General features: G+C 58.7%; 16 protein-coding genes and 1 pseudogene. 3 read left to right on the top strand and 14 right to left on the bottom strand.

Features of this window, described 5'->3' with window-relative positions; translation table 11 throughout:
- Positions 1–110: 110 nt before the first annotated feature.
- The 12 genes from U5O12_RS04905 to U5O12_RS04960 all read right to left on the bottom strand — a co-directional run bounded on the left by U5O12_RS04905 (position 111) and on the right by U5O12_RS04960 (position 6,844).
- Positions 111–716, bottom strand: a complete 606-nt coding sequence (locus U5O12_RS04905) for a hypothetical protein (protein ID WP_322577562.1) — start codon at positions 714–716, stop codon at positions 111–113.
- A gap of 2 nt (positions 717–718) precedes the next feature.
- A complete protein-coding gene (locus tag U5O12_RS04910; protein ID WP_322577563.1) occupies positions 719–898 on the bottom strand; it encodes a hypothetical protein in 180 nt (59 codons plus the stop codon).
- Positions 895–1,908, bottom strand: coding sequence for a hypothetical protein (locus U5O12_RS04915; protein ID WP_322577564.1), 1,014 nt, complete (start codon positions 1,906–1,908; stop codon positions 895–897). Before U5O12_RS04915 ends, U5O12_RS04910 begins: the two co-directional genes overlap by 4 nt.
- Before the next feature lie 34 nt (positions 1,909–1,942).
- Positions 1,943–2,404, bottom strand: a complete 462-nt coding sequence (locus U5O12_RS04920; protein ID WP_322577565.1) for a hypothetical protein — start codon at positions 2,402–2,404, stop codon at positions 1,943–1,945.
- 27 nt (positions 2,405–2,431) lie between these two features.
- Complete coding sequence (locus U5O12_RS04925; protein WP_322577566.1) at positions 2,432–2,626, bottom strand: hypothetical protein; 195 nt, start codon at positions 2,624–2,626, stop codon at positions 2,432–2,434.
- Between the two features lie 23 nt (positions 2,627–2,649).
- Positions 2,650–2,856, bottom strand: a complete 207-nt coding sequence (locus U5O12_RS04930; protein WP_322577567.1) for a hypothetical protein — start codon at positions 2,854–2,856, stop codon at positions 2,650–2,652.
- 4 nt (positions 2,857–2,860) lie between these two features.
- Positions 2,861–3,007 (bottom strand): hypothetical protein, encoded by a 147-nt coding sequence (locus tag U5O12_RS04935; RefSeq protein ID WP_322577568.1) that lies wholly within the window; start codon positions 3,005–3,007, stop codon positions 2,861–2,863.
- Between the two features lie 98 nt (positions 3,008–3,105).
- A complete protein-coding gene (locus U5O12_RS04940; RefSeq protein ID WP_322577569.1) occupies positions 3,106–4,476 on the bottom strand; it encodes a HAMP domain-containing sensor histidine kinase in 1,371 nt (456 codons plus the stop codon).
- The gene (locus tag U5O12_RS04945) at positions 4,473–5,168 is read right to left on the bottom strand and encodes a response regulator transcription factor (protein ID WP_322577570.1); all 696 of its coding nucleotides are present in this window, start codon (positions 5,166–5,168) and stop codon (positions 4,473–4,475) included. The genes U5O12_RS04940 and U5O12_RS04945 overlap by 4 nt, the downstream gene beginning before the upstream one ends.
- Before the next feature lie 6 nt (positions 5,169–5,174).
- Complete coding sequence (locus U5O12_RS04950) at positions 5,175–5,474, bottom strand: hypothetical protein (RefSeq protein ID WP_322577571.1); 300 nt, start codon at positions 5,472–5,474, stop codon at positions 5,175–5,177.
- A gap of 5 nt (positions 5,475–5,479) precedes the next feature.
- Positions 5,480–5,962, bottom strand: a complete 483-nt coding sequence (locus U5O12_RS04955) for a Spy/CpxP family protein refolding chaperone (RefSeq protein WP_322577572.1) — start codon at positions 5,960–5,962, stop codon at positions 5,480–5,482.
- Positions 5,963–6,070: 108 nt separating this feature from the next.
- Positions 6,071–6,844, bottom strand: coding sequence for a MipA/OmpV family protein (locus tag U5O12_RS04960; protein ID WP_322577573.1), 774 nt, complete (start codon positions 6,842–6,844; stop codon positions 6,071–6,073).
- A gap of 644 nt (positions 6,845–7,488) precedes the next feature.
- On the opposite strand from U5O12_RS04960, the gene U5O12_RS04965 reads away from it, so the two are divergent.
- From U5O12_RS04965 to U5O12_RS04975, 3 genes are all read left to right on the top strand, one after another.
- Positions 7,489–8,667 (top strand): hypothetical protein, encoded by a 1,179-nt coding sequence (locus U5O12_RS04965; RefSeq protein WP_322577574.1) that lies wholly within the window; start codon positions 7,489–7,491, stop codon positions 8,665–8,667.
- Between the two features lie 236 nt (positions 8,668–8,903).
- Entirely contained in the window at positions 8,904–9,725 is an 822-nt protein-coding gene (locus U5O12_RS04970) for a hypothetical protein (protein WP_322577575.1), read from the top strand.
- Positions 9,726–9,976: 251 nt separating this feature from the next.
- Positions 9,977–10,252 carry a WG repeat-containing protein gene (locus U5O12_RS04975; RefSeq protein ID WP_322577576.1) on the top strand — a complete coding sequence of 92 codons (276 nt, stop codon included), beginning with the start codon at positions 9,977–9,979 and terminating at the stop codon, positions 10,250–10,252.
- A gap of 210 nt (positions 10,253–10,462) precedes the next feature.
- Here the strand turns inward: U5O12_RS04975 and U5O12_RS04985 are convergent.
- Both U5O12_RS04985 and U5O12_RS04990 read right to left on the bottom strand, forming a co-directional pair.
- Positions 10,463–16,835: pseudogene (locus tag U5O12_RS04985) on the bottom strand (hypothetical protein); the annotation flags it as partial.
- A 128-nt stretch (positions 16,836–16,963) separates the two neighbouring features.
- Positions 16,964–18,724, bottom strand: a complete 1,761-nt coding sequence (locus U5O12_RS04990; RefSeq protein WP_322577577.1) for an MFS transporter — start codon at positions 18,722–18,724, stop codon at positions 16,964–16,966.
- Between the last annotated feature and the right edge of the window lie 80 nt (positions 18,725–18,804).

The raw sequence follows: 18,804 nt of genomic DNA on the forward strand, positions 1-18,804 counted from the left end.
TAAATTTCTATGAGAAAGCAAGCCACGGATGAAGTTTCGCTCCATCCATCGTATTCATTAGGCAAGTCGCTATCAAAATAGAGGCGAACTTAAAGTTGCTAGTCGCGAAATCAAGTTGTTGGCAGTGGAAATAGCTGATTGATCAAATCGCGCACCGCCAGAAACGCCCAACCCAGATTCGGGTCTAGAAGAACTTCACCATGGGCCAGCGAGTTGCGAATATGACGAAAAGCGTCAACTAACCGTTTGGCGTAGTCCTGTTCATGCAAGGGGCCGACAAAAGGGCTGCGATCCACACCCATGAAGCGAAGGTTTTTCAATTGTTCTGCCTCTCGCTCCGCCCTCCTAGCCGTCACTTCAAAGTTGGTATCCAGCAGCCAGCGGCGATCCAACGCCATATCCATCAGCACTTTGAGAGATGTCTTGGCTGTATCCACTCCTTCAGCCTTAGCTCTTGCTTTGATAGCAGCTTCGCCGGCCACATGCACTTGCATAAGCGCGACCTGCAACAGCCGGTAGCTGAAAAAGGCATACAGCCAAGTGTTGCGAGCGTTTTCGTACTGCTGCGCCACCTGCTCGGGCACGCCTGCGTGCAAGGAGTACTGTGCAATCAAAGTGTGATGCTGTTCCAAGGAGCGGTTACCGAGTGCGCACCAACGCTCATCACGGTTCAGCACAGATTGCAGTGGCTCCAGCCCGTCTAGCTCTTCAGACATACCTAGATGCTGTCAGCCAAGAGGAATGCCCGGTCTGCGCCAGTTCGGGCTGCACTTGACCTGAGAAGCAGCGCAAACGGGGGCACCAGTGCCTGGCCGATCCAGCTGGACTTGTCGACGATGCGCAGGCTGTCGGGGTCGCCATCAGCGACGAGGAGGCGGAGGGAGAAAGGAATACTCACGCAGACTCCTCGCCAGACGCAGGGGGCTCGGGCAACTGCAACGGCAACTGCTCTTCACGACGTTGTTGCAGCGCCAGCGGAGTGTTTACCTCATACACCTTCGTAACAGCATAGCCTGCGATCTCAATGTCACCAATGTCATCCTCTCGCTGATGTACCTCGAAATCGCAAACCAGCGTCGTTCCGTTTTGGAATTGAACCTTCTGGCTTGCAACCTCGCTGCGAAACGCCTGATCTAGCAACTCAAAACTAACGACCTTCTTGTCGAAAATCCCCCTCCACTTGATTGCCCCCGAGCGAAGGACTGGCGACACAATTTCCAGTGAAATTCGTTCGTATATCAGTGGCTCTAGGTCAGACCTAGCAATCACGTAAGAGGAAAAATTCCCTCTTGCAACTCGCAGTTCCATAACATCTTTGTCATGGGAAGGGGCAAAACCAACGGCTTCGATTTTTGAGTCAACGAGAAGTGCTTCATAGTAGTTAGACCTACGCCGAGCGACTCTCTTCCTAGTCAGTAGCGCTTGTGCTATTTCATCCGCTGTGGGAGGTGTCTCAAGCTCAAACACTTTGTTCTTGCTTTCTACCCTCTTCACTTTTTCGGCCTCGCGCAGGGTTGCGGAATCCTCCTTTTCCTTGATTTCCAGCTTGATCTTTTGAAGATTCAGTTCATTGAGAGCAGTTTGCTGCTTTGACTGCTTAATTTTGTCGATGTAGAAAGGTGCACCAAGCAACGGGCTCAGCAAAGCCATCACCGCTGCGATCTGTTCTTTGTTCTGAAAGATCAGGTCTAGATACTCAACTAGACCGCCTTCTCCGTAGGCGTGAGTCTCCACTTGAACTGGCAATCCAAGCACTACACCCACTTCCTTCAGCAACGCGAGCAATTCGCCCTCGGCCCGATTTCGGACAGTGGCATCCATTCGGTGCACACCGCCATTCAAGTGATAGTGAATCTTGAACTCCCCTGACTCACTATCACTTGCGTTACTGTTTAGATCTTTCGTCACATTCACTCCCTGTAGCAACAAGAAATCAGTCCACTTAACGAGATAACCTATTTGCAGGCAAATAGGCCTCGCTGGTCTGGGACGCGTGCTGCCTTACACGAGAAACCAGCTCCGGGAACTCCCATAGCCCCTGCAAGGACAGAAACACATGGCTCGCATCTAACAGCAACAATGGCGTTCTGGGTTTTGAAGCTTGAGATATAGCTACCGAGCTGTAGCCGGCCATAGATACGAATAGCCCCATCGTGTTGTCCGCTTTGCTATTTACCTTGGCCATGAACGAATCAATGTCACCCGTTCCGGTCTGATTGGCAGTGAATTTCAGCTCTACGAGATAGGTCGTTCCTTCAATCGTGACTGACCCGTCGATTTGACGCTCGTCTGCCTTGTACGGAGGTCGATGATCGACATCGAAAAACTTCACAAATTCATAGAACCATTTCTCGAAGGCATAGCCACCCGCCTGGGTACCCGCCTGAGGATGAAGCTCTGTCAATTGAACCTGTAGCTTTGTTAAGTCTTGTTAGCTGGCTACCTTCTCAGCGCGTTGGCGTGCCGCCTCCTCACGGATCGCAACTCGGGCAGCTTCAACCTCAGCTTTTGAGCGCTCACGATCAACGTAGGTTTTCAACGCTGCCACCGCGGTCTTTGCAGACGCAATTTTTTCCTTTTCGTCAGCCCAGCCCATCAAATCAGGGAATGCAGCTTGATCTGCCAAATGCACTGCAAGTTGTTTGATGACTATGTGCCCCTCTCCGCACGTTCAAGCGCAGGAATCAGCCTGTCTAAGAGTTGCCTTTTTGACTCGTCTTCAGCCCAGCCATCTAAAAAGGCCTCAGCAACACCGTTGCGACGCAAGACATTGCGAAACGCTTTGCGACGCCAATAGGACTTGAGCAAGGCATCCTGAACCAGCTCCACAAAATGCGAAGGCAACTTCTCAGCCATTTGCCTATCCTGCCAAAAACACTTTTGCCAGAGTCTCCTGCCGGAGGGCCTGCGCGCGCTGGAGGTTGGCGTCTGAAACATAGCAGACGTGCGAGCCCGCTTGCTGCAACAGCGCATCGATGCTGACTCTGGCTTTTTGCTCTGGCGTCATGCCTCGCGTCCTCCCTTGGCTTGCATTCTAGGTTACAAGTCAAATAGCATTCCAGCCCTCATGGAATATGCGCAAACAGCTATCAATACAGGAGCAATTTACAACTGCGGGGCAGGCAGCGTGACGCTGATTTCCAAGCCCGGCTGCGCATTGCGCACCGCAAAGCTGCCGCCGTGCGCTTGGGCGACCAGGCGGCAGAGGTAGAGGCCCAGGCCGACGCCACCGCCTTCGCGGGTGCGGGCGGCATCGGGGCGGAAGAAGGGTTGGCCCAGGTGGGGGAGCTGGTCTTCGGCCACGCCGGGGCCGAAATCGCGCACCGTGATCTGTACCGCACCATCCGCAAGCGGCTGCACCTCAATCCGCGGAGCGGCGCTGGCGCCGCTGCTGTGGCGCAAGGCGTTGTCCAGCAGATTGCGCACCAGCAGGCGCATGCGGGTGGGGTCCAGCGACAGCGGTGGCAAGGCGGCGGGCAGCACCGCGTCGATGTGCGGCGCGTCCGAGCCGTGGGGCTGCGCGTGGGCGGTTTGCAGCTCGCACACCACGTCGCGCACCAGGGCCGGCAAGTCCACCGGCTCGCGGTGCAGGGCGGCGTGGGGGCTGGCTAGGCGTTCACTCTCCAGCAGGTCGGTGACCAGGTCACGCATCAGGGCCAGGTCGCGCAACAAGGCTTCGCGGTTGGGTTGCAGCTCGCTGGTTTCGGGCAGCAGCTCGGTATTGAGGCGCGCGCGGGTCAGCGGGCTGCGCAGCTCGTGGCTGATGGCCAGCAGCAGCGTGCGCTTGGCCTCCAGCATCTGGTGGATGTCGGCGCCCATGGTGTTGATGGTGGCGGCAAGTTCACCCAGCTCGTCGGGACGGTGGGCATGGCGCACAGGGATGTTGTGGGCAAAGTTGCCCGCGCCAAAGCGCAGGGCACCAGCCCGAATATCGTCCAGCGGACGCAGCATGCGGCGTACCCACTTGTAGGCCACCCAGGTTAGCAGCAGCAGGGTGGCCAAGGTCACCCAGCCAATGAAGCGGGGCTTCTGGTTCCAAGCCTGCACGCTGATACCAAACTGGACACGATGCCCATCGGCGGTGGTGCGCTGGAAGAATTTGTACTCCTCCCCGGGGCCGTGGTCGTCATACATCCACTCCAGCTCGGGCTCCTGCGGGTGGCTGCGCCAGTTGAGTTGCGGGCCGGTGATGCGAATGCTCAGGGGCAGGCGCTCGGTCAGGGCCAAGGCCCGCTCGGTGCTGGGTGGGCTGCCAATATCGGCAGCCAGGCGGTCCACGTAATCGGCGAGCAGGGGCTTGGCCACGGCGCGCCAGCTGGCCCCAATGGCAGCCTGCATGCCAAAGGTGAACGCGGCGGCCATGGTGAGCGCCAGCACCACAAACAGCACCACCAGCTTCACGCGCAGCGAGTGCCCCAGCGCGTGCTTGGCACGGCGGTGCGCCATGACACAAAACTTGAGCCCCTTGAACTTCATGCAGTGCTGCCAGCCAGTGCAAGGGTGTAGCCTGCGTTACGCAGGGTTTTGATGCAGTCCAGCGGCTCCAGCTTCTTACGCAGGCGGCTGACCACGATGTCCACCGCGCGGGTGTAGAGCTCGGCTTCGTGGCCACGCAGCTGGTTGAGGATGTCATCACGGCTGAACACCTTGCCTGGCGCACGGGCCAGCAGCAAAAGCAAATCAAACTCGGTACTGGTGAGGTCCACCGCCTCGCCCCCGCGCAGCACGGTGCGGGTGGTGGCGTTGACCTGCAGACCGTCAAACACCAGCGTGTTGGCATCAGGCGCCGCCGCCTTGGCGGCCACGGGTGCGCGGCGGCGCAGCACGGTTTGCACGCGAGCCACCAATTCGCGTGGCTCAAAGGGTTTGGGCACGTAGTCGTCGGCGCCCAGCTCCAGGCCCACCACGCGGTCCATCACCTCGCCGCGTGCGGTCAGCATGATGATGGGAATGTCGCTGTCTTTGCGGATGGTGCGGCACAGGGCAAAGCCATCCATCTCGGGCAGCATGACGTCCAGAATGGCGGCATCGATACCGCCCTGCTGCAGGCGCGCCAAGCCTTCGCTGGGGCGCAATGCGTGCTCCAGCTCCATGTCAAAGCGCGCAAAGTACGCGGCCAGGGGGCCGCCCAGTTGGGTGTCGTCGTCGATCAGCAGGATGCGGGGCATAGGGCGTTAGTGGGCTGCACGTACATTGTCCCACCGGCTTCGGTGCCGCAGGATAAGAGTGCGCAGGCGCTGCCGCTCGGCCTCGGGCAGGCGGTCAAAGTGGTCTGCGGCCTGGCGCACGGCCTGTAGCACCTGCGGCACATACCCAGGGCGACGCTCCAACAAGGTGTGGGCGTGCTCCCGGTCAAACCGGGGACCCCATACCAGTGCCATGACCTCGGCGTGGGGTTCTTCATAGCCCTCAAACACCACTGGGCCATAGGCCCGGAGCGGTGCGGCGATGGCGTTCAACGCTGCCGTGGCCATGGCACTCACCCGCGGCTGAACCAGTGGCCACGACCTTCCATGTAGTCGCGAACTTTTTGTTGCTGCACCGGGTTCAGGCTGTTGTAGAAATCGGCCAGCGCGGCAATGACTTCAGGGCTCTTGGACTGCAGGGCGGCGGTTTTTTCGTTGATGAGGGCCTGGGCACGCACGGCGTCAAACTTCTCGCCGGCCATCAGCGCTTGCAATTCGGCGCGTGGATTTTTGGTCTGGCCAACGAGTGCGGCGCGTTGCTCATACAGCTTGTCGCCCAGCACGCTCAGGCGCTTTTTCTGGTCATCGTTGAGGTCCAGCTTGCTGGCCGCCTTCTCCACCATCTTGTCGCGCTTCTGGGCGTATTGTTCGGCGTTCATGCTGGCGCTGTAGTCATGGCGGTTGCCAGCGCAGGCGGCAAGCCCGCCCACCAACACGGTGGCGGTCAGGGCGCCCAAGAGGGTGCGTTTGAGGCTGATGCGGGTGAAGTGTGTCATGGCGGTCTTTCGTGTCCTACAGGACGGGTTGAACATGACCGCAATGGTGCTACGGGGGCCCTGACACTGGGTGTCAGGGCAGTTTCGCTTTGTTTCGGTTTATGTCGCTCAAAAAGCGTAGCCGAGGGCCAGCAAGGCCGTGTTGGCGCTGGTCTTGCGCACCATCGGGGCATCTTTGGCATCACCCATCAACTGGGTATGACGCAAGCCCCCCGTCAGCGACCACTGCGGGCTGATCAAGTAGGTGAGCGAGACCCGTGCACTCACATCGCGCAGGCCGGCAGACGGTGTGTACACCGCGTAGCCACTGGCCTGCGCCTGCTTGGCCGTTACGCCGAAGTAGGACTGCAGGTAGTCGGCATTGGCATAGGTCGCGACCAGCTCACTCCCCAAGCGCCAGCTTGCGCCCAATGGCTGACCGTATTCGAGCCCCACATCCCAGAGCGCACCCTTGTTGTCTAAACCTGAGCCCGCACGCACGCTGGTCTTGGCGGCAAAGCCTCTGCCCAGGGCAAAACGGGCAAAGCCACCAACTTCGGCGCTCGCATCCACATTGCCCAGGCCGCGCAGCGCCGTGCTGCGCCCTTCTTCACGCCCCATGTCGTAGCCCAGCTTGAGGCCGTATTGCAAGCTGTCGCCCGCACTCCACTGGCGCCCCACGCCGTTGACGCCGGCAAACCATCCGTTGGCCCAGGTGTAGTCCAGTGTGGGCAGCACCAGGGTGCGCGTTTCGTCCGACCCTTGGTACTCGTAGCCCCCCAAAGCCGCCAGACCGACGCGCCCCCCTTCCCTGGGGGGCTGCTGGGCGTGCGCAACACCCAGCATTGCAAGGCTGGCCGCGGCCAGAGCAGAAAAAGACAGTGCGGATACTTGTAAAACCATCACAGAAACCTTTTGAAAAAAGTGAGGCGCTGATGGTGGAGGGGCCGTCGACTGACAAGGTATCAAAGTGGTTTCACTTTGTATCGGTTTATGTCGGCCGAGCAACTTACCACCACAGCCCCACAATGACCGCCCCTTGACTCTAGCAGTCCGCCTTATCGCCGAAAACGCCGCCATGCCGCACCTGGTTATTGGCGGCGATGCCACGTTTTTGCGCAGCAGGGTGGATGTGGAGAGGTACCGGGCTGCGGGCTGCGGGCTGCCAGCGTATCAACAGCATGGACTGAACTGCACCAGTCGGACTGACAGGTCCATTTACTAAACCGATCAGCGTACAGACGATTTTCTAAAAATTCTCTGGAATATTATTTTTGTAGCCTTATTGTGTCTTGGCTACAACAAATGCTTGAGCGACATTACTGGCCATGACACATCGATCCAAACCAACCGGAAGACCCCCTTTTCGCATTAATGGACAGCGGCTCCAACAACTTCGGAAAAATGCAAACCTTACACTGACTTCGTTCGCGAAGCAGGTGTACCTTTTAGCGAATACAAAGGCTCGCGACGGGATGGAGCCAGTCGACAAAACAATGAGAACCAGTGCCTCGCGATGGGAGCGCACAGGCAAAATTTCACTTGCTATGGCCCGCCACGCCGCACTAGTGCTTAAGACAGATCTTTCGGACTTGCAAGGGGAAGTCTCCCAATCCGCACCCAGCCGAATTGACGCGATTGAAAAGCGTCTCCACGCACTGAACTCCAACGGCGCATCACCCGCACTGGCCCAAGCACTGGAGGCCTGCAAAGACGATCCGAATCCCATCCGAGAGTTGGCCGAACGCATCGCCAACCGATTGGAAGCCGCTCAACTGAGTCAAGACCGACAGGCATTCGAGGGAATCTCAGCACTAACCGGGTACAGCTTTGCCGAACTGAACGAGCCCGCAAGCATGCATGGGTTCTGGATGCTGATCGGCACCGGCGCTGGGGGGCCGGAAAGGTCAGAAATTCTGCGGGGCGTCAGCGCCGTCCGCTATGAAGTGGCCGCAGAACTGCGAGAGTTCTTTGTGAACCGGCACGAAAGCGACACCCATGTGGCGTTTGTGCGCGAAAAGCATTGGCTACAAATCATCATGCTCCACCCCAGGGTTCCGCATTGGAACCGCACTTTGCGATTCGCACGGTGCCAGCCCCATGAGCGCGGACTGCAATGGGTGACCCCCACGTGGCTTGACGACTTCTGGCTGGATGAGATGCCCCGTTCGGCATATGCCAACGCCAATTTTGTAACGGGGTTCGACGCCACCTGTATCCCTGCCGAGTGCACCCAACTTCGCTTTGCCATCAGCCGCAACCCCAGCGCTGAAGAATTTGAAAAACTGGGACTAGACGCAACGCCTGAACTCGTCGCGCTGACTGTCGGCGACCTCGCGGAACTGCATTCTGAAACGCTGGAAAATTTCAAACGTGAAGGCAATGGCCACCACTTGATCATCAACAGGTTGGCCGCCACACTTTGGGAAGACTTGCTGCCTTGGATGTCGGATTGGCCATTGGAGTTCTGGATCATTTCGACCGCAGAGTACGGCATTGTCATCCGCACTGATGAAATTCCATACCGACTGCTCGTGAGCAATACGTTGCGGCCACAGTTTGTTCAACTGCATGTATCTCTGGTTGAACAACTGGCCGACGGATCTACACGGGATGCTCCGTGGGCCGCCAAAAGCATTGCATACGTTTTTGACAGGCTGAACACATCGCTGCACGAAGCACGCAGAACACAAGCTCAAAGCCCGCCAGGGCCGGCACCGGTCTAACAAGCCAATTCCACTTTCTTGAGCAGCACGGGAATGTTGTCCCGGGCTCGATGCTGCTCACTCTTTTTTCCCGGGACATGGAGAACGCAATGAACACGAACCTCGACAACGCCCCGAGCAAAACCGGCAACCCCTCCGGCGGCGGCCGGAGCAATAACCCACCACGCAAATAAGCGACTCCAGTCCCTGCCGCGCAGGTGCGGCAGGGAATTCACTACAACCGAACAACACCATCTATGAAAAACACCATCCACATCGGTACCACAGCCCTTACCGAGCGCGAATTGGTTGCAACCGAAGGCTTTGCAAAACCTCGCCCGATCACCGGAGAGAAGGCACTGGACTTCGTGCCCCATAGGATGAGCAACCACTGTTTGATGGTGTCGAAGCTGATCACCATTGATGAATTTTGGGAGTTCTATGAGAGGAACAACTGGAAGACTGACAGGTTGGAGCAGGCAAAAAGAGGAAATTTTCAAATTGAGGAACACCTGTCGCCAGTCAACTTCCTTGATGAGGGCAAATTGCCGGTGAGCGTGACGTGGCTCGATGCGATGGCTTTCTGTACAGACTATGAGTTGAAGACCAAGTTTCCGATACGACTGCTGACTGTGGACGATTGGAGGCAAATCGCTCCGCAGCCAACACTTAACTTATCGGACATTCGCAGAAATACATGTTCCGTTTCTGTCAAACGCAGTGACCCAATACCGCCAGACGAAGCCTATGACCTGATCGACTGGGCAGTGCATGGGGGTGACGACGTGCGCGGAGGAAATTCAGCGCATCGATACAAACCAGGTGGCGTACTCAAGTACGGCCCGAACCTGAAGTGGACAACCAACCGTTATGGACTTGAATTTTTATCTGTAACCGGCTTTGCCGAGTGGCTGGGCGATTGCAAAAATGGCCACTCACCCACAGCTTGTGCGGCCACAGGACAAGCGCTGATGGGTGAGTCAATTGAGCGTGACTTGTGCCCTATTCATCTATCCATGAAATACAAGGGTGCCAAGGTGGGTTTTCGTCTGTGCTACGTCGCACAGTCAGACGCATAGCCCGCAGCGCTCCCACATCCGAACCTTGAGCAGCATGGGAATTGCGTCCCGGGCTCGATGCTGCTCACTCTTTTTTTCCCGGGACATGGAGAACGCAATGAACACAGACCTCAAAAACGGCCCCAGCGAAACCGGCAATCCTTCCGGCCGGGGCCGCGGCAACAACCCGCCGCGCGGCAAATAAACCCCAGAACACGCCCCGCCGCCCTTGGTGGCGGGGCGACCACCAACGAGCAACACAAAAACCACCCATGAAAAACACCATCCGCATCGGCGCCACGGTCCTCGCCATCGCCTTCCTCGGCGCTTGCGTCGCCCCCGGCCCGAAATACCGCAACGTGGGCAAATACAGCGAGGGATTAGCTCCGGTACAAGCACAGTCCGGCAAATGGGGCTTTATCAACCAGCAACAACAGTGGGTCATCCAACCACGTTTCGACGAAGCCAAAGAGTTTCAAGATGGAAAAGCAGCCGCCAAGCAAGGCGGTAAGTGGGGCTTCATCAACAAGCAAGGCAACTGGCAATGAAGTACTGCAAATCCAAAGAAATCAATGCACTTGTCTCTACGCTCGTTGGGGAAGGTTGGTCATTCTGGCGCGGGGGCCGACACGGCAGGCTTCGGCGTCCGCAAGGCGATCGCACGCTGACGGTCCCAATCTCGCCCAGTGATCACAGGGCATGGCTCAACTTCCGACGGGATGTGCGCCAAGCCCAGAAGCTCGCATGAGCCACTGCGATCACCGCGCCAGCACCGCCTCCAGCGCCTTGCCCGTATGCGTGCCCAAGCGAACCACCGCTTCGGGCGTTGCTGCCGCCACCACGCGCCCGCCGCCGTTGCCGCCGTCTGGCCCCAGGTCAACGACCCAGTCGGCTTCGGCAATCACGTCCAGGTCGTGCTCGATGACCACCACGCTGTGGCCGCCGTTGACCAAGCGGTGCAGCACGTGGATGAGTTTTTCCACATCGGCCATGTGCAGGCCGACCGTAGGTTCGTCCAGCACATACAGCGTATGCGGCACCTTGTTGCCACGCTTGCCCACGTCATCACGCACCTTGCTGAGTTCAGTGACGAGCTTGATGCGCTGGGCCTCGCCGCCACTCAATGTGGGTGACGGCTGACCCAGCGTGAGGTAGCCCAGGCCCACGTCCTTCAGCAATTGCAGCGGGTGCGCAATCACGGGCATGGCGGCGAAGAAGTCCACCGCTTCGTCCACTTCCATCTGCAGCACATCGCCAATGTTTTTGCCGCGCCACGTCACGGCCAAGGTCTCCGGGTTGAAGCGCGCGCCCTTGCAGGTTTCGCACAGCACTTTCACGTCGGGCAAAAAGCTCATGCCAATGGTGCGTATGCCCTGCCCTTCGCAGCTTGGGCAGCGGCCTTCGCCGGTGTTGAAGCTGAAACGGTTGGAGGCATAGCCGCGCGCCTTAGCCTCCAGCGTGTCGGCAAAGAGTTTGCGGATGGTGTCCCAAAACCCGATGTAGGTGGCAGGGCAGGAGCGTGGTGTTTTGCCGATGGGGGTCTGGTCCACTTCGAGCACGCGGTCCACGGACTCAAACCCGGTGACGCTTTCGCAGCCGGCCCAGTCGATCTGCTCGCCTGCATCCAACGCATCACGCCCAGCTTTGGTACTGCGCTTTTGAACGGCCGCCTGCACGTTGGTCAGCAGTACATCACGCGCCAGCGTGGACTTGCCGGAGCCGCTGACGCCGGTGATGGCGACCAGGCGTTTCAGTGGCACATGGGCGGTGACACCTTGCAGGTTGTGCATGGTTGGCGCCTGTTGACGGTGAGCCAGTCGATTTTGGGCTTGTACGTTGGCTCTGTGCCCGCAGCGGGTAGCCCGCCAGCGGGCTCCTCATGCATTTGCTGCGCAACTGCCAAATCGTCACCCACTGTCGGGCTACTCGCTGCTGCGACGGACATTTGGGCGATGCGACGATCAGCGAGTGCGGCGTATTCGGCGGCCACGCGGCTGCGTTCTACAAGCTCGGCGTTAGCCGTTTCGCTGGCGCTCACTTGTGCAGCTGCGGCAGCCGCCTTCGCAGCTTTTGCACTGAGTTTTTTCGCAGGCTTGGCGCCAGCACCCGCGGCGGAAGTCGTTGCGCCGGGTGACGATATTCGCTGGTCCCGTATGAGGAACCCGGCGAAACGGCTTCCGCCGCGTCGAGCACCAATGTCTCCGCATGGCTAACCATGCCCCTGCGAGCAGCCAGCGGATGCTTCATCGCATGCAAAAGATAGCGCCCCGTCTGAGACTCCGGCGCGTTCTGCACATCTGGAATCGACCCCTGCGCCACCAACCGCCCACCGCGCTTGCCTGCGCTGGGGCCAATGTCGATGATGTGGTCCGCATGGCGAATGGTGTCTTCGTCGTGCTCCACCACCACCAGCGTGTTTCCCTTGTCGCTCAAGCTTTGCAGCGCCCCCAGAAGGATTTTGTTGTCACGCGCATGCAGGCCGATGGTGGGCTCGTCCAGCACGTAGCACACGCCCTGCAAGTTGCTGCCCAGCTGCGCCGCCAGGCGGATACGCTGCGCCTCGCCACCAGACAGCGTGGGCGCACCACGGTCCAGCGTGAGGTAACCCAAGCCCACCTCTTCCAGAAACTCCAGGCGGCTGCGGATCTCGGGCACCAGGTCGCGCGCAATGTCAGCCTCCCGTGTGCTCATGCCACCCGCGACCTGTAACGTCTGCACCCACTTGCGCACATCGGTCACGCTCAACCGCGCGATGTCGGTGATGCCCACGCCCGCGAACTTCACGTTGCGCGCGGTGGCATTTAGGCGTGTGCCGTTGCAGGTGGGGCATGTCGCGTCGTGCAGGTCTTCAATGTCGGCCTCGGCAAAGGTCTGCTCGCGGCCCTTGTTGTCGTCGTCTTTCACCGAATCGTCAAACACCTTGCGCTGCTCCTTGGTGAGCGCCACACCGGTGCCCACGCAATCGGGGCACCAGCCGTGTTTGCTGTTGTACGAAAACAGGCGCGGGTCCAGCTCCGCATAGGAGGTGGAGCACACCGGGCATGCGCGTTTGGTGGAGAACACCTGCAGCTTGCCAATGCCCGCAGCCGGAGAGCCTGCCACCATGGCCTCGCGCAAACCATCAATGTCACTCAGTACATAAACCACACCCTTGCCATGCGTCAGCGCATCGGCCAGCGCCTGGCGCAGCGCAGGCTCATTGGACGGCGTCACATCCAAGCTGGCCACAGGCAGTTCGATGTTGTGTTCCTTGAAGCGGTCAATGCGCGGAAAGCCTGAGGTGGGCAGAAAGTTGCCATCGACGCGCAGGTGCGTGTAGCCCCGTGGACGCGCCCAGTCTGCCAGCTCGGTGTACACGCCCTTGCGTCCTTGCACCAGCGGGGCCAGCAGGCCAATGTGCTGGCCACGGTAATTCTTGAGCAACTGCGCCGCAATGCTGTCTGCCGACTGCGGCTCCACCGCCGCACCGTCTTTGTAGCAATGCTGCGTGCCCAGCTTCACATACAGCAGGCGCAAGAAATGCCACACCTCGGTTGTCGTACCCACAGTGGACTTTCGCCCGCCGCGTGACAGACGCTGTTCGATAGCGACGGTAGGCGGAATGCCATACACCGCATCCACCTCGGGCCGCCCCGCGGGCTGAACGATGGAGCGCGCATAGGCGTTGAGCGACTCCAGATAACGCCGTTGCCCTTCGTTGAACAGAATGTCAAACGCTAACGTGGACTTGCCCGAACCGGACACACCAGTGACCACACTGAACTTGCCCCGAGGAATATCCACCGACAGCGACTTGAGGTTGTGCTCCTTCGCATTCACGATGCGAATGGAATTGGATACATCGACCACCCCAGCGCCAGCGGTGGATGGGCTTGCGCCTTGGGCCGATTTTGCAATCGCAAAGCGAGTGTATGCGGCACTGGGCGCAAGCCCATCCGCCGCAGCAAGAGCTAAATACTTCGCAGAGGGTTCTGCGACTTCATGCACCACCCCCATCGCCGCCGCGTAGTCACGCAAAGCCTGCCCGGTGTGCGAAGACGCATGCAACATCACATCCTCAGGCGTTCCATGCGCCACCACCTCGCCACCCGCATCGCCGCCTTCGGGCCCCAAATCAATCAGCCAATCCGACGCACGAATCACATCCAGGTTGTGCTCAATCACCACCAGCGAATGGCCTGCGTCCAGCAACTTGCGCAGTGCGCGCATCAGCTTGGCAATGTCGTCAAAATGCAGCCCCGTGGTCGGCTCGTCCAGCATGAAGAGCGAGCCCTTTTTGCCAAGGAATTGCCGGCTGGCGCTCACACCCTTCGCTGCCTCTGCAAGAAAGCCTGCCAGCTTGAGACGTTGCGCCTCGCCGCCCGACAGCGTGGGCACGGGCTGCCCCAGCTTCACATACTCCAGCCCCACATCCACAATCGGCTGCAGCACACGGATCACATCGCGGTCCGCGCTAAAGAGGTCGGCCGCCTCGCTCACCGTCAGGTCCAGCACATCGGCCACGTTCACATTGCGGCCCTTGCGTTCAATGGTGACTTCCAGAATCTCGGGCCGGTAGCGCTTGCCATCGCAGTCCGGGCAGCGCAGGTACACGTCACTGAGGAACTGCATCTCCACATGCTCAAAGCCCGAGCCACCGCACGTGGGGCACCGGCCGTCGCCACTATTGAAGCTGAATTTGCTGGCCGTGTAGCTGCGCTCTTTGGACAGAGCCGCACCCGCGAACAGTTCACGGATCGCATCCCACGCGCCCACATAACTCACAGGGTTGGAGCGCGCCGTCTTGCCGATGGGTGACTGGTCCACAAAGACCACTTCGCTCAGCTGCTCGGCCCCCAGCAGGCGCGCGTGCGCACCCGGGGTTTCCGTGGCCTTGCCAAAGTGGCGCAGCAGTGCGGGCGCCAGCACATCCTGAATGAGCGTGGATTTGCCGGAGCCCGACACGCCAGTTACACAGACCAAGCGCTGCAGCGGAATCTCCACGGACACGTTTTTAAGGTTGTGCTCGGTCACACCTTCCAGAATCAGGCGCGGCGTGTTGGGCGCCACCATGCGTTTGAAACCCATGCCCACCTGCTTGCGGCCGCCCAGGTAGGCGCCGGTCATGGTGTCCGCGCCCTTCAGAGCTTCGGTGCTGCCATCAAACACAATCTGCCCGCCCTTCTCGCCCGGGCCAGGGCCCATGTCGATCATGCGGTCAGCGGCCAGCATCACCGCCGGGTCATGCTCCACCACCACCAACGTGTTACCCGCATCGCGCAGGCGCTGCATGGCCACAATGATGCGGTTCATATCTCGCGGGTGCAAGCCAATACTGGGCTCGTCCAGCACAAACAGCGTGTTCACCAGCGAGGTACCCAGCGCCGTAGTCAGGTTGATGCGCTGCACCTCGCCGCCACTGAGCGTGCGGCTTTGCCGATCCAGCGTCAGGTAGCCAATGCCCACATCGCACAGGTACTTGAGGCGTGTTCCGACTTCTTCGAAAAGCAACTTCAAGGTCTTTTGCTCGGCTTCGCTCGTCGTCGCCGGTAGGGCTGCAGACAGGGGAGTGCGGGGCTCCTCGTCGCGTAGCTCAATTTCGTCACCCCGCGCTCCCCTGCCTACAGCTGCGCTGTTCGGAAGAGCGTCCGCCGAAGAGGCCTCTGCCGATACACCCAACTCCACCCCCCGCCCGTCCAACGTCGCCTGCAGTGAATCAAAAAAGCGCTTCAGCTTGTCCAGCGACATCAGCATCATGTCGTGCAGGCACAGCCCCGGCAACGCCTCCAGCTGCGCGCGCGTCCACTTCACCCCTTGGGGCATGAACCGCTTGGCAGGCGGCAGCACCGCATCGGCCTGTGCCTTGGTGCCAATGCGCCACAACAGGCTCTCGGTCTTGAGCCGCGCGCCGCTACAGGTACCACAGGGCGTATAGCTGCGGTACTTAGACAAGAGCACCCGGATGTGCATCTTGTAGGCCTTGCTCTCCAGGTACTCAAAGAAACGGTCCACCCCAAACCAGTGCTGGTTCCACTTGCCATTCCAGTTCGGTGAGCCCTTGAGCACCCAGTGCTTCTGCTCCTCGGTCAGCTTGTACCAGGGCGTGTCGCGCGGAATACCGCTGGCCTCGGCATGGCGCATCAAGTCGTCTTGGCACTCTTGCCATGCGGGGGTCTGCATGGGTTTGACGGCACCCGCGCGCAAGGTCAGCTTGTCGTTGGGAATGACCAGCCCATAGTCCACCCCCACCACGCGGCCAAAACCACGGCAGGCCTCGCAGGCGCCCACGGCGGAATTGAAGCTGAACATGGAGGCGAGGGGGTCGCTGTAACGGATGTCGCTCTGCGGGCAATGCAAGCCAGTGGAGAAGCGCCACAAGCCAGGTGCCGCATTCGCTACAGTTTCAGGAGCTGTTTGCGCAGTATCCGCGGGGGCTAGAGCCTCATTTAATACATAAACATTAAGTCGACCGCTGCCGCGCTTCAAAGCGACTTCAATCGCCTCCAGCACACGGGCCTTCTCCACACCGTCGATGCGGAAGCGGTCGGCCACCACGTCCAGAACCTTGCGGGGACCGCTGATGGTGCCCACTTCACGCTCCGCCTGCACGCGCGTAAAGCCGCTGGCGCTGAGCCACTGGGTCACTTCGTCTTGTGTGGTGCTGGCGGGTAGCTCCACGGGAAAAGTCAGCACCAAGCGGGGGTTGCCCTCGCTGGTGGCGCGACGCAACAGCTCGGCGTAAATCGTCTCCGGCGTGTCGTGTTGCACGGGCAGCGCCGTGTCTTTGTCAAACAGCTTGCCCGCGCGGGAGAACAGCAGCTTCAGGTGGTCGTTGAGCTCCGTCATGGTGCCCACGGTAGAACGGCTGGAGCGCACCGGGTTGGTCTGGTCGATGGCGATGGCCGGAGGCACACCCTCCACCTTGTCCACGGCCGGCTTGTCCATGCGGTCCAGGAACTGGCGGGCGTAGGCACTAAAAGTCTCTACATAGCGACGCTGGCCTTCGGCATACAGCGTGTCAAACACCAAGCTGGACTTGCCCGAGCCGCTGGGCCCGGTCACCACGGTCAGTTCGCCGGTGCGAATGTCGAGGTCAAGGTTCTTGAGGTTGTGCTGCCGCGCTCCGCGAATGCGGATGGTTCCCAGGGACATAAGTGAATGCTCTTCGGTAGGAGGAGAATCATTCTAGAGACCTTTATCGCTGACAACTGGACGCCTATGGCATTTCCCTTAAAGGTCAGTCACCCCACGTAATTTCTTCCATGCTTCGGGCTCTTCAGTCAAGGCAGAGTTTGGATATCTACATCCTTTGTTTCCTTGATAAATAGCGCGCCGATCACCACAGTAGAGGCGGCGATGATGATGGGATACCAAAGACCGTTGTATATGTTGCCAGTTTGCGCCACTATGGCGAAAACCGTTGTTGGCAGCAGGCCACCAATCCATCCATTGCCGATGTGGTAGGGCAAACTCATGGAGGTGTAGCGAATACGAGTTGGGAACATTTCCACCAACATGGCTGCGATCGGCCCATACACCATGGCAGCGAGCACTATAAGGTACGTCAAAATTATGACTACCACCCAACCTTCAAACTCGGCCATATCTGCTTTTTCAGGATACCCGGCGCCCCTCAAAGCGGCAGTCACGTTTGCATTGAAGAGCGCAGCCGATGCAGTTTTCTCAATACTGAGCTCAGAGAGCAGCTCGCGACTGGCAGCGACAGCACTTTCGTCGACAGCAGCCTCCTTGCGCATTGCGACAATGCGGTCGCGCACCTCCAATTTGGCCTGCTCAATCTCTTCCGTCGAATAATTCACCTTTACGGTGTTGCCGCCTATCAAAATAGTCGCCAGACTACCAGAAGAAGAGGCCGCGTTAGCGTACGAAACCGAAGCTCTGGCCAAACGCTGCTTTGCTACATCACATGATGATGTGAATTTTTTTGTTTCTGTCGGATTGAACTGAAATGAGCACTCAGCCGGGTCTGCATATACGACGACTTTGGCTTCCTTTTGAGCTAAATGAAGATCCGGATTGGCAGCTTTGGTCAGCGCCTCAAAAGCCGGCAAATAAGTCAATGTCGCAAGCAAGCAGCCGGCAAGAATAATCGGCTTACGACCGAACCTATCGGACAATGCACCGAACAAGACAAAAAATGGGGCTCCGATCACCAGGGAAATTGCGACCATGAGTATGGCTGTTGTTTCGTCTACCGCAAGTACATGGGTCAGAAACAGAAGTGCATAAAACTGTCCTGTGTACCAAATAACCGCCTGACCGGCTGTCAAGCCGAACAGGGCATAGATCACCACTTTTAAGTTATGCCATTGGCCAAACGAATCTGACAATGGCGCCTGAGATGTTTTACCCTCGGCTTTCATCTTTATAAAGGCTGGTGACTCGTTCAGACGCAAGCGGATGTAGACGGAAATACCCAACATCACAAGAGACAGGAGAAATGGAATGCGCCATGCCCATTCGGAAAAAGCCTGCTCGCCGACAAGCTTACGAGTCCCCAATATAACCATCAGCGACAACAACAGTCCAAGCGTTGCAGTCGTTTGAATCCACGCAGTGTATGCGCCGCGCTTCCCAGGCGGGGAGTGCTCGGCTACATACGTAGCTGCTCCGCCATATTCACCACCTAGGGCAAGCCCTTGCATCAAGCGCAAACCAATCAATATGACGGGAGCAGCTACACCAATAGATGAATAGCTCGGAAGTACTCCAACGATAAAGGTGGAGAGACCCATAATCAATATGGTGATCAAAAACGTGTATTTGCGGCCGACCATATCTCCCAACCGACCAAATACCAGCGCACCAAACGGACGCACGACAAAGCCAGCAGAAAAAGCAAGCAATGCAAAAATGAATGCTGAGCTATCGTCCAAGCCGCTGAAGAACTGCCTAGCAATGACGCCCGCTAGTGCCCCGTATAGATAGAAGTCGTACCATTCAAAAACAGTGCCTAAAGATGATGCGAAGATGACGTGCTTCTCTTCGCCCGTCATCGGACGGACTACAGTAGCGACCATGTGCTTGTCTCGGTTAGTCTCTGCTTCATGCAAGGGCATGTGCACTGCGAGAACTATCCAGCTGCGTACTGACGCATTTC

The sequence above is a fragment of the Rhodoferax sp. genome (genome assembly GCF_034519335.1).
Classification (GTDB): domain Bacteria; phylum Pseudomonadota; class Gammaproteobacteria; order Burkholderiales; family Burkholderiaceae_C; genus Allorhodoferax.

Bases quoted from the DNA above. Each gene is read 5' to 3' on its own strand.
- U5O12_RS04905 (WP_322577562.1), bottom strand. From the start codon at position 716: ATGTCTGAAGAGCTAGACGGGCTGGAGCCACTGCAATCTGTGCTGAAC.
- U5O12_RS04930 (WP_322577567.1), bottom strand. From the start codon at position 2,856: ATGGCTGAGAAGTTGCCTTCGCATTTTGTGGAGCTGGTTCAGGATGCC.
- U5O12_RS04935 (WP_322577568.1), bottom strand. From the start codon at position 3,007: ATGACGCCAGAGCAAAAAGCCAGAGTCAGCATCGATGCGCTGTTGCAG.
- U5O12_RS04940 (WP_322577569.1), bottom strand. From the start codon at position 4,476: ATGAAGTTCAAGGGGCTCAAGTTTTGTGTCATGGCGCACCGCCGTGCC.
- U5O12_RS04945 (WP_322577570.1), bottom strand. From the start codon at position 5,168: ATGCCCCGCATCCTGCTGATCGACGACGACACCCAACTGGGCGGCCCC.
- U5O12_RS04950 (WP_322577571.1), bottom strand. From the start codon at position 5,474: ATGGCCACGGCAGCGTTGAACGCCATCGCCGCACCGCTCCGGGCCTAT.
- U5O12_RS04955 (WP_322577572.1), bottom strand. From the start codon at position 5,962: ATGACACACTTCACCCGCATCAGCCTCAAACGCACCCTCTTGGGCGCC.
- U5O12_RS04960 (WP_322577573.1), bottom strand. From the start codon at position 6,844: ATGGTTTTACAAGTATCCGCACTGTCTTTTTCTGCTCTGGCCGCGGCC.
- U5O12_RS04965 (WP_322577574.1), top strand. From the start codon at position 7,489: ATGGCCCGCCACGCCGCACTAGTGCTTAAGACAGATCTTTCGGACTTG.
- U5O12_RS04970 (WP_322577575.1), top strand. From the start codon at position 8,904: ATGAAAAACACCATCCACATCGGTACCACAGCCCTTACCGAGCGCGAA.
- U5O12_RS04975 (WP_322577576.1), top strand. From the start codon at position 9,977: ATGAAAAACACCATCCGCATCGGCGCCACGGTCCTCGCCATCGCCTTC.
- U5O12_RS04990 (WP_322577577.1), bottom strand. From the start codon at position 18,724: ATGGTCGCTACTGTAGTCCGTCCGATGACGGGCGAAGAGAAGCACGTC.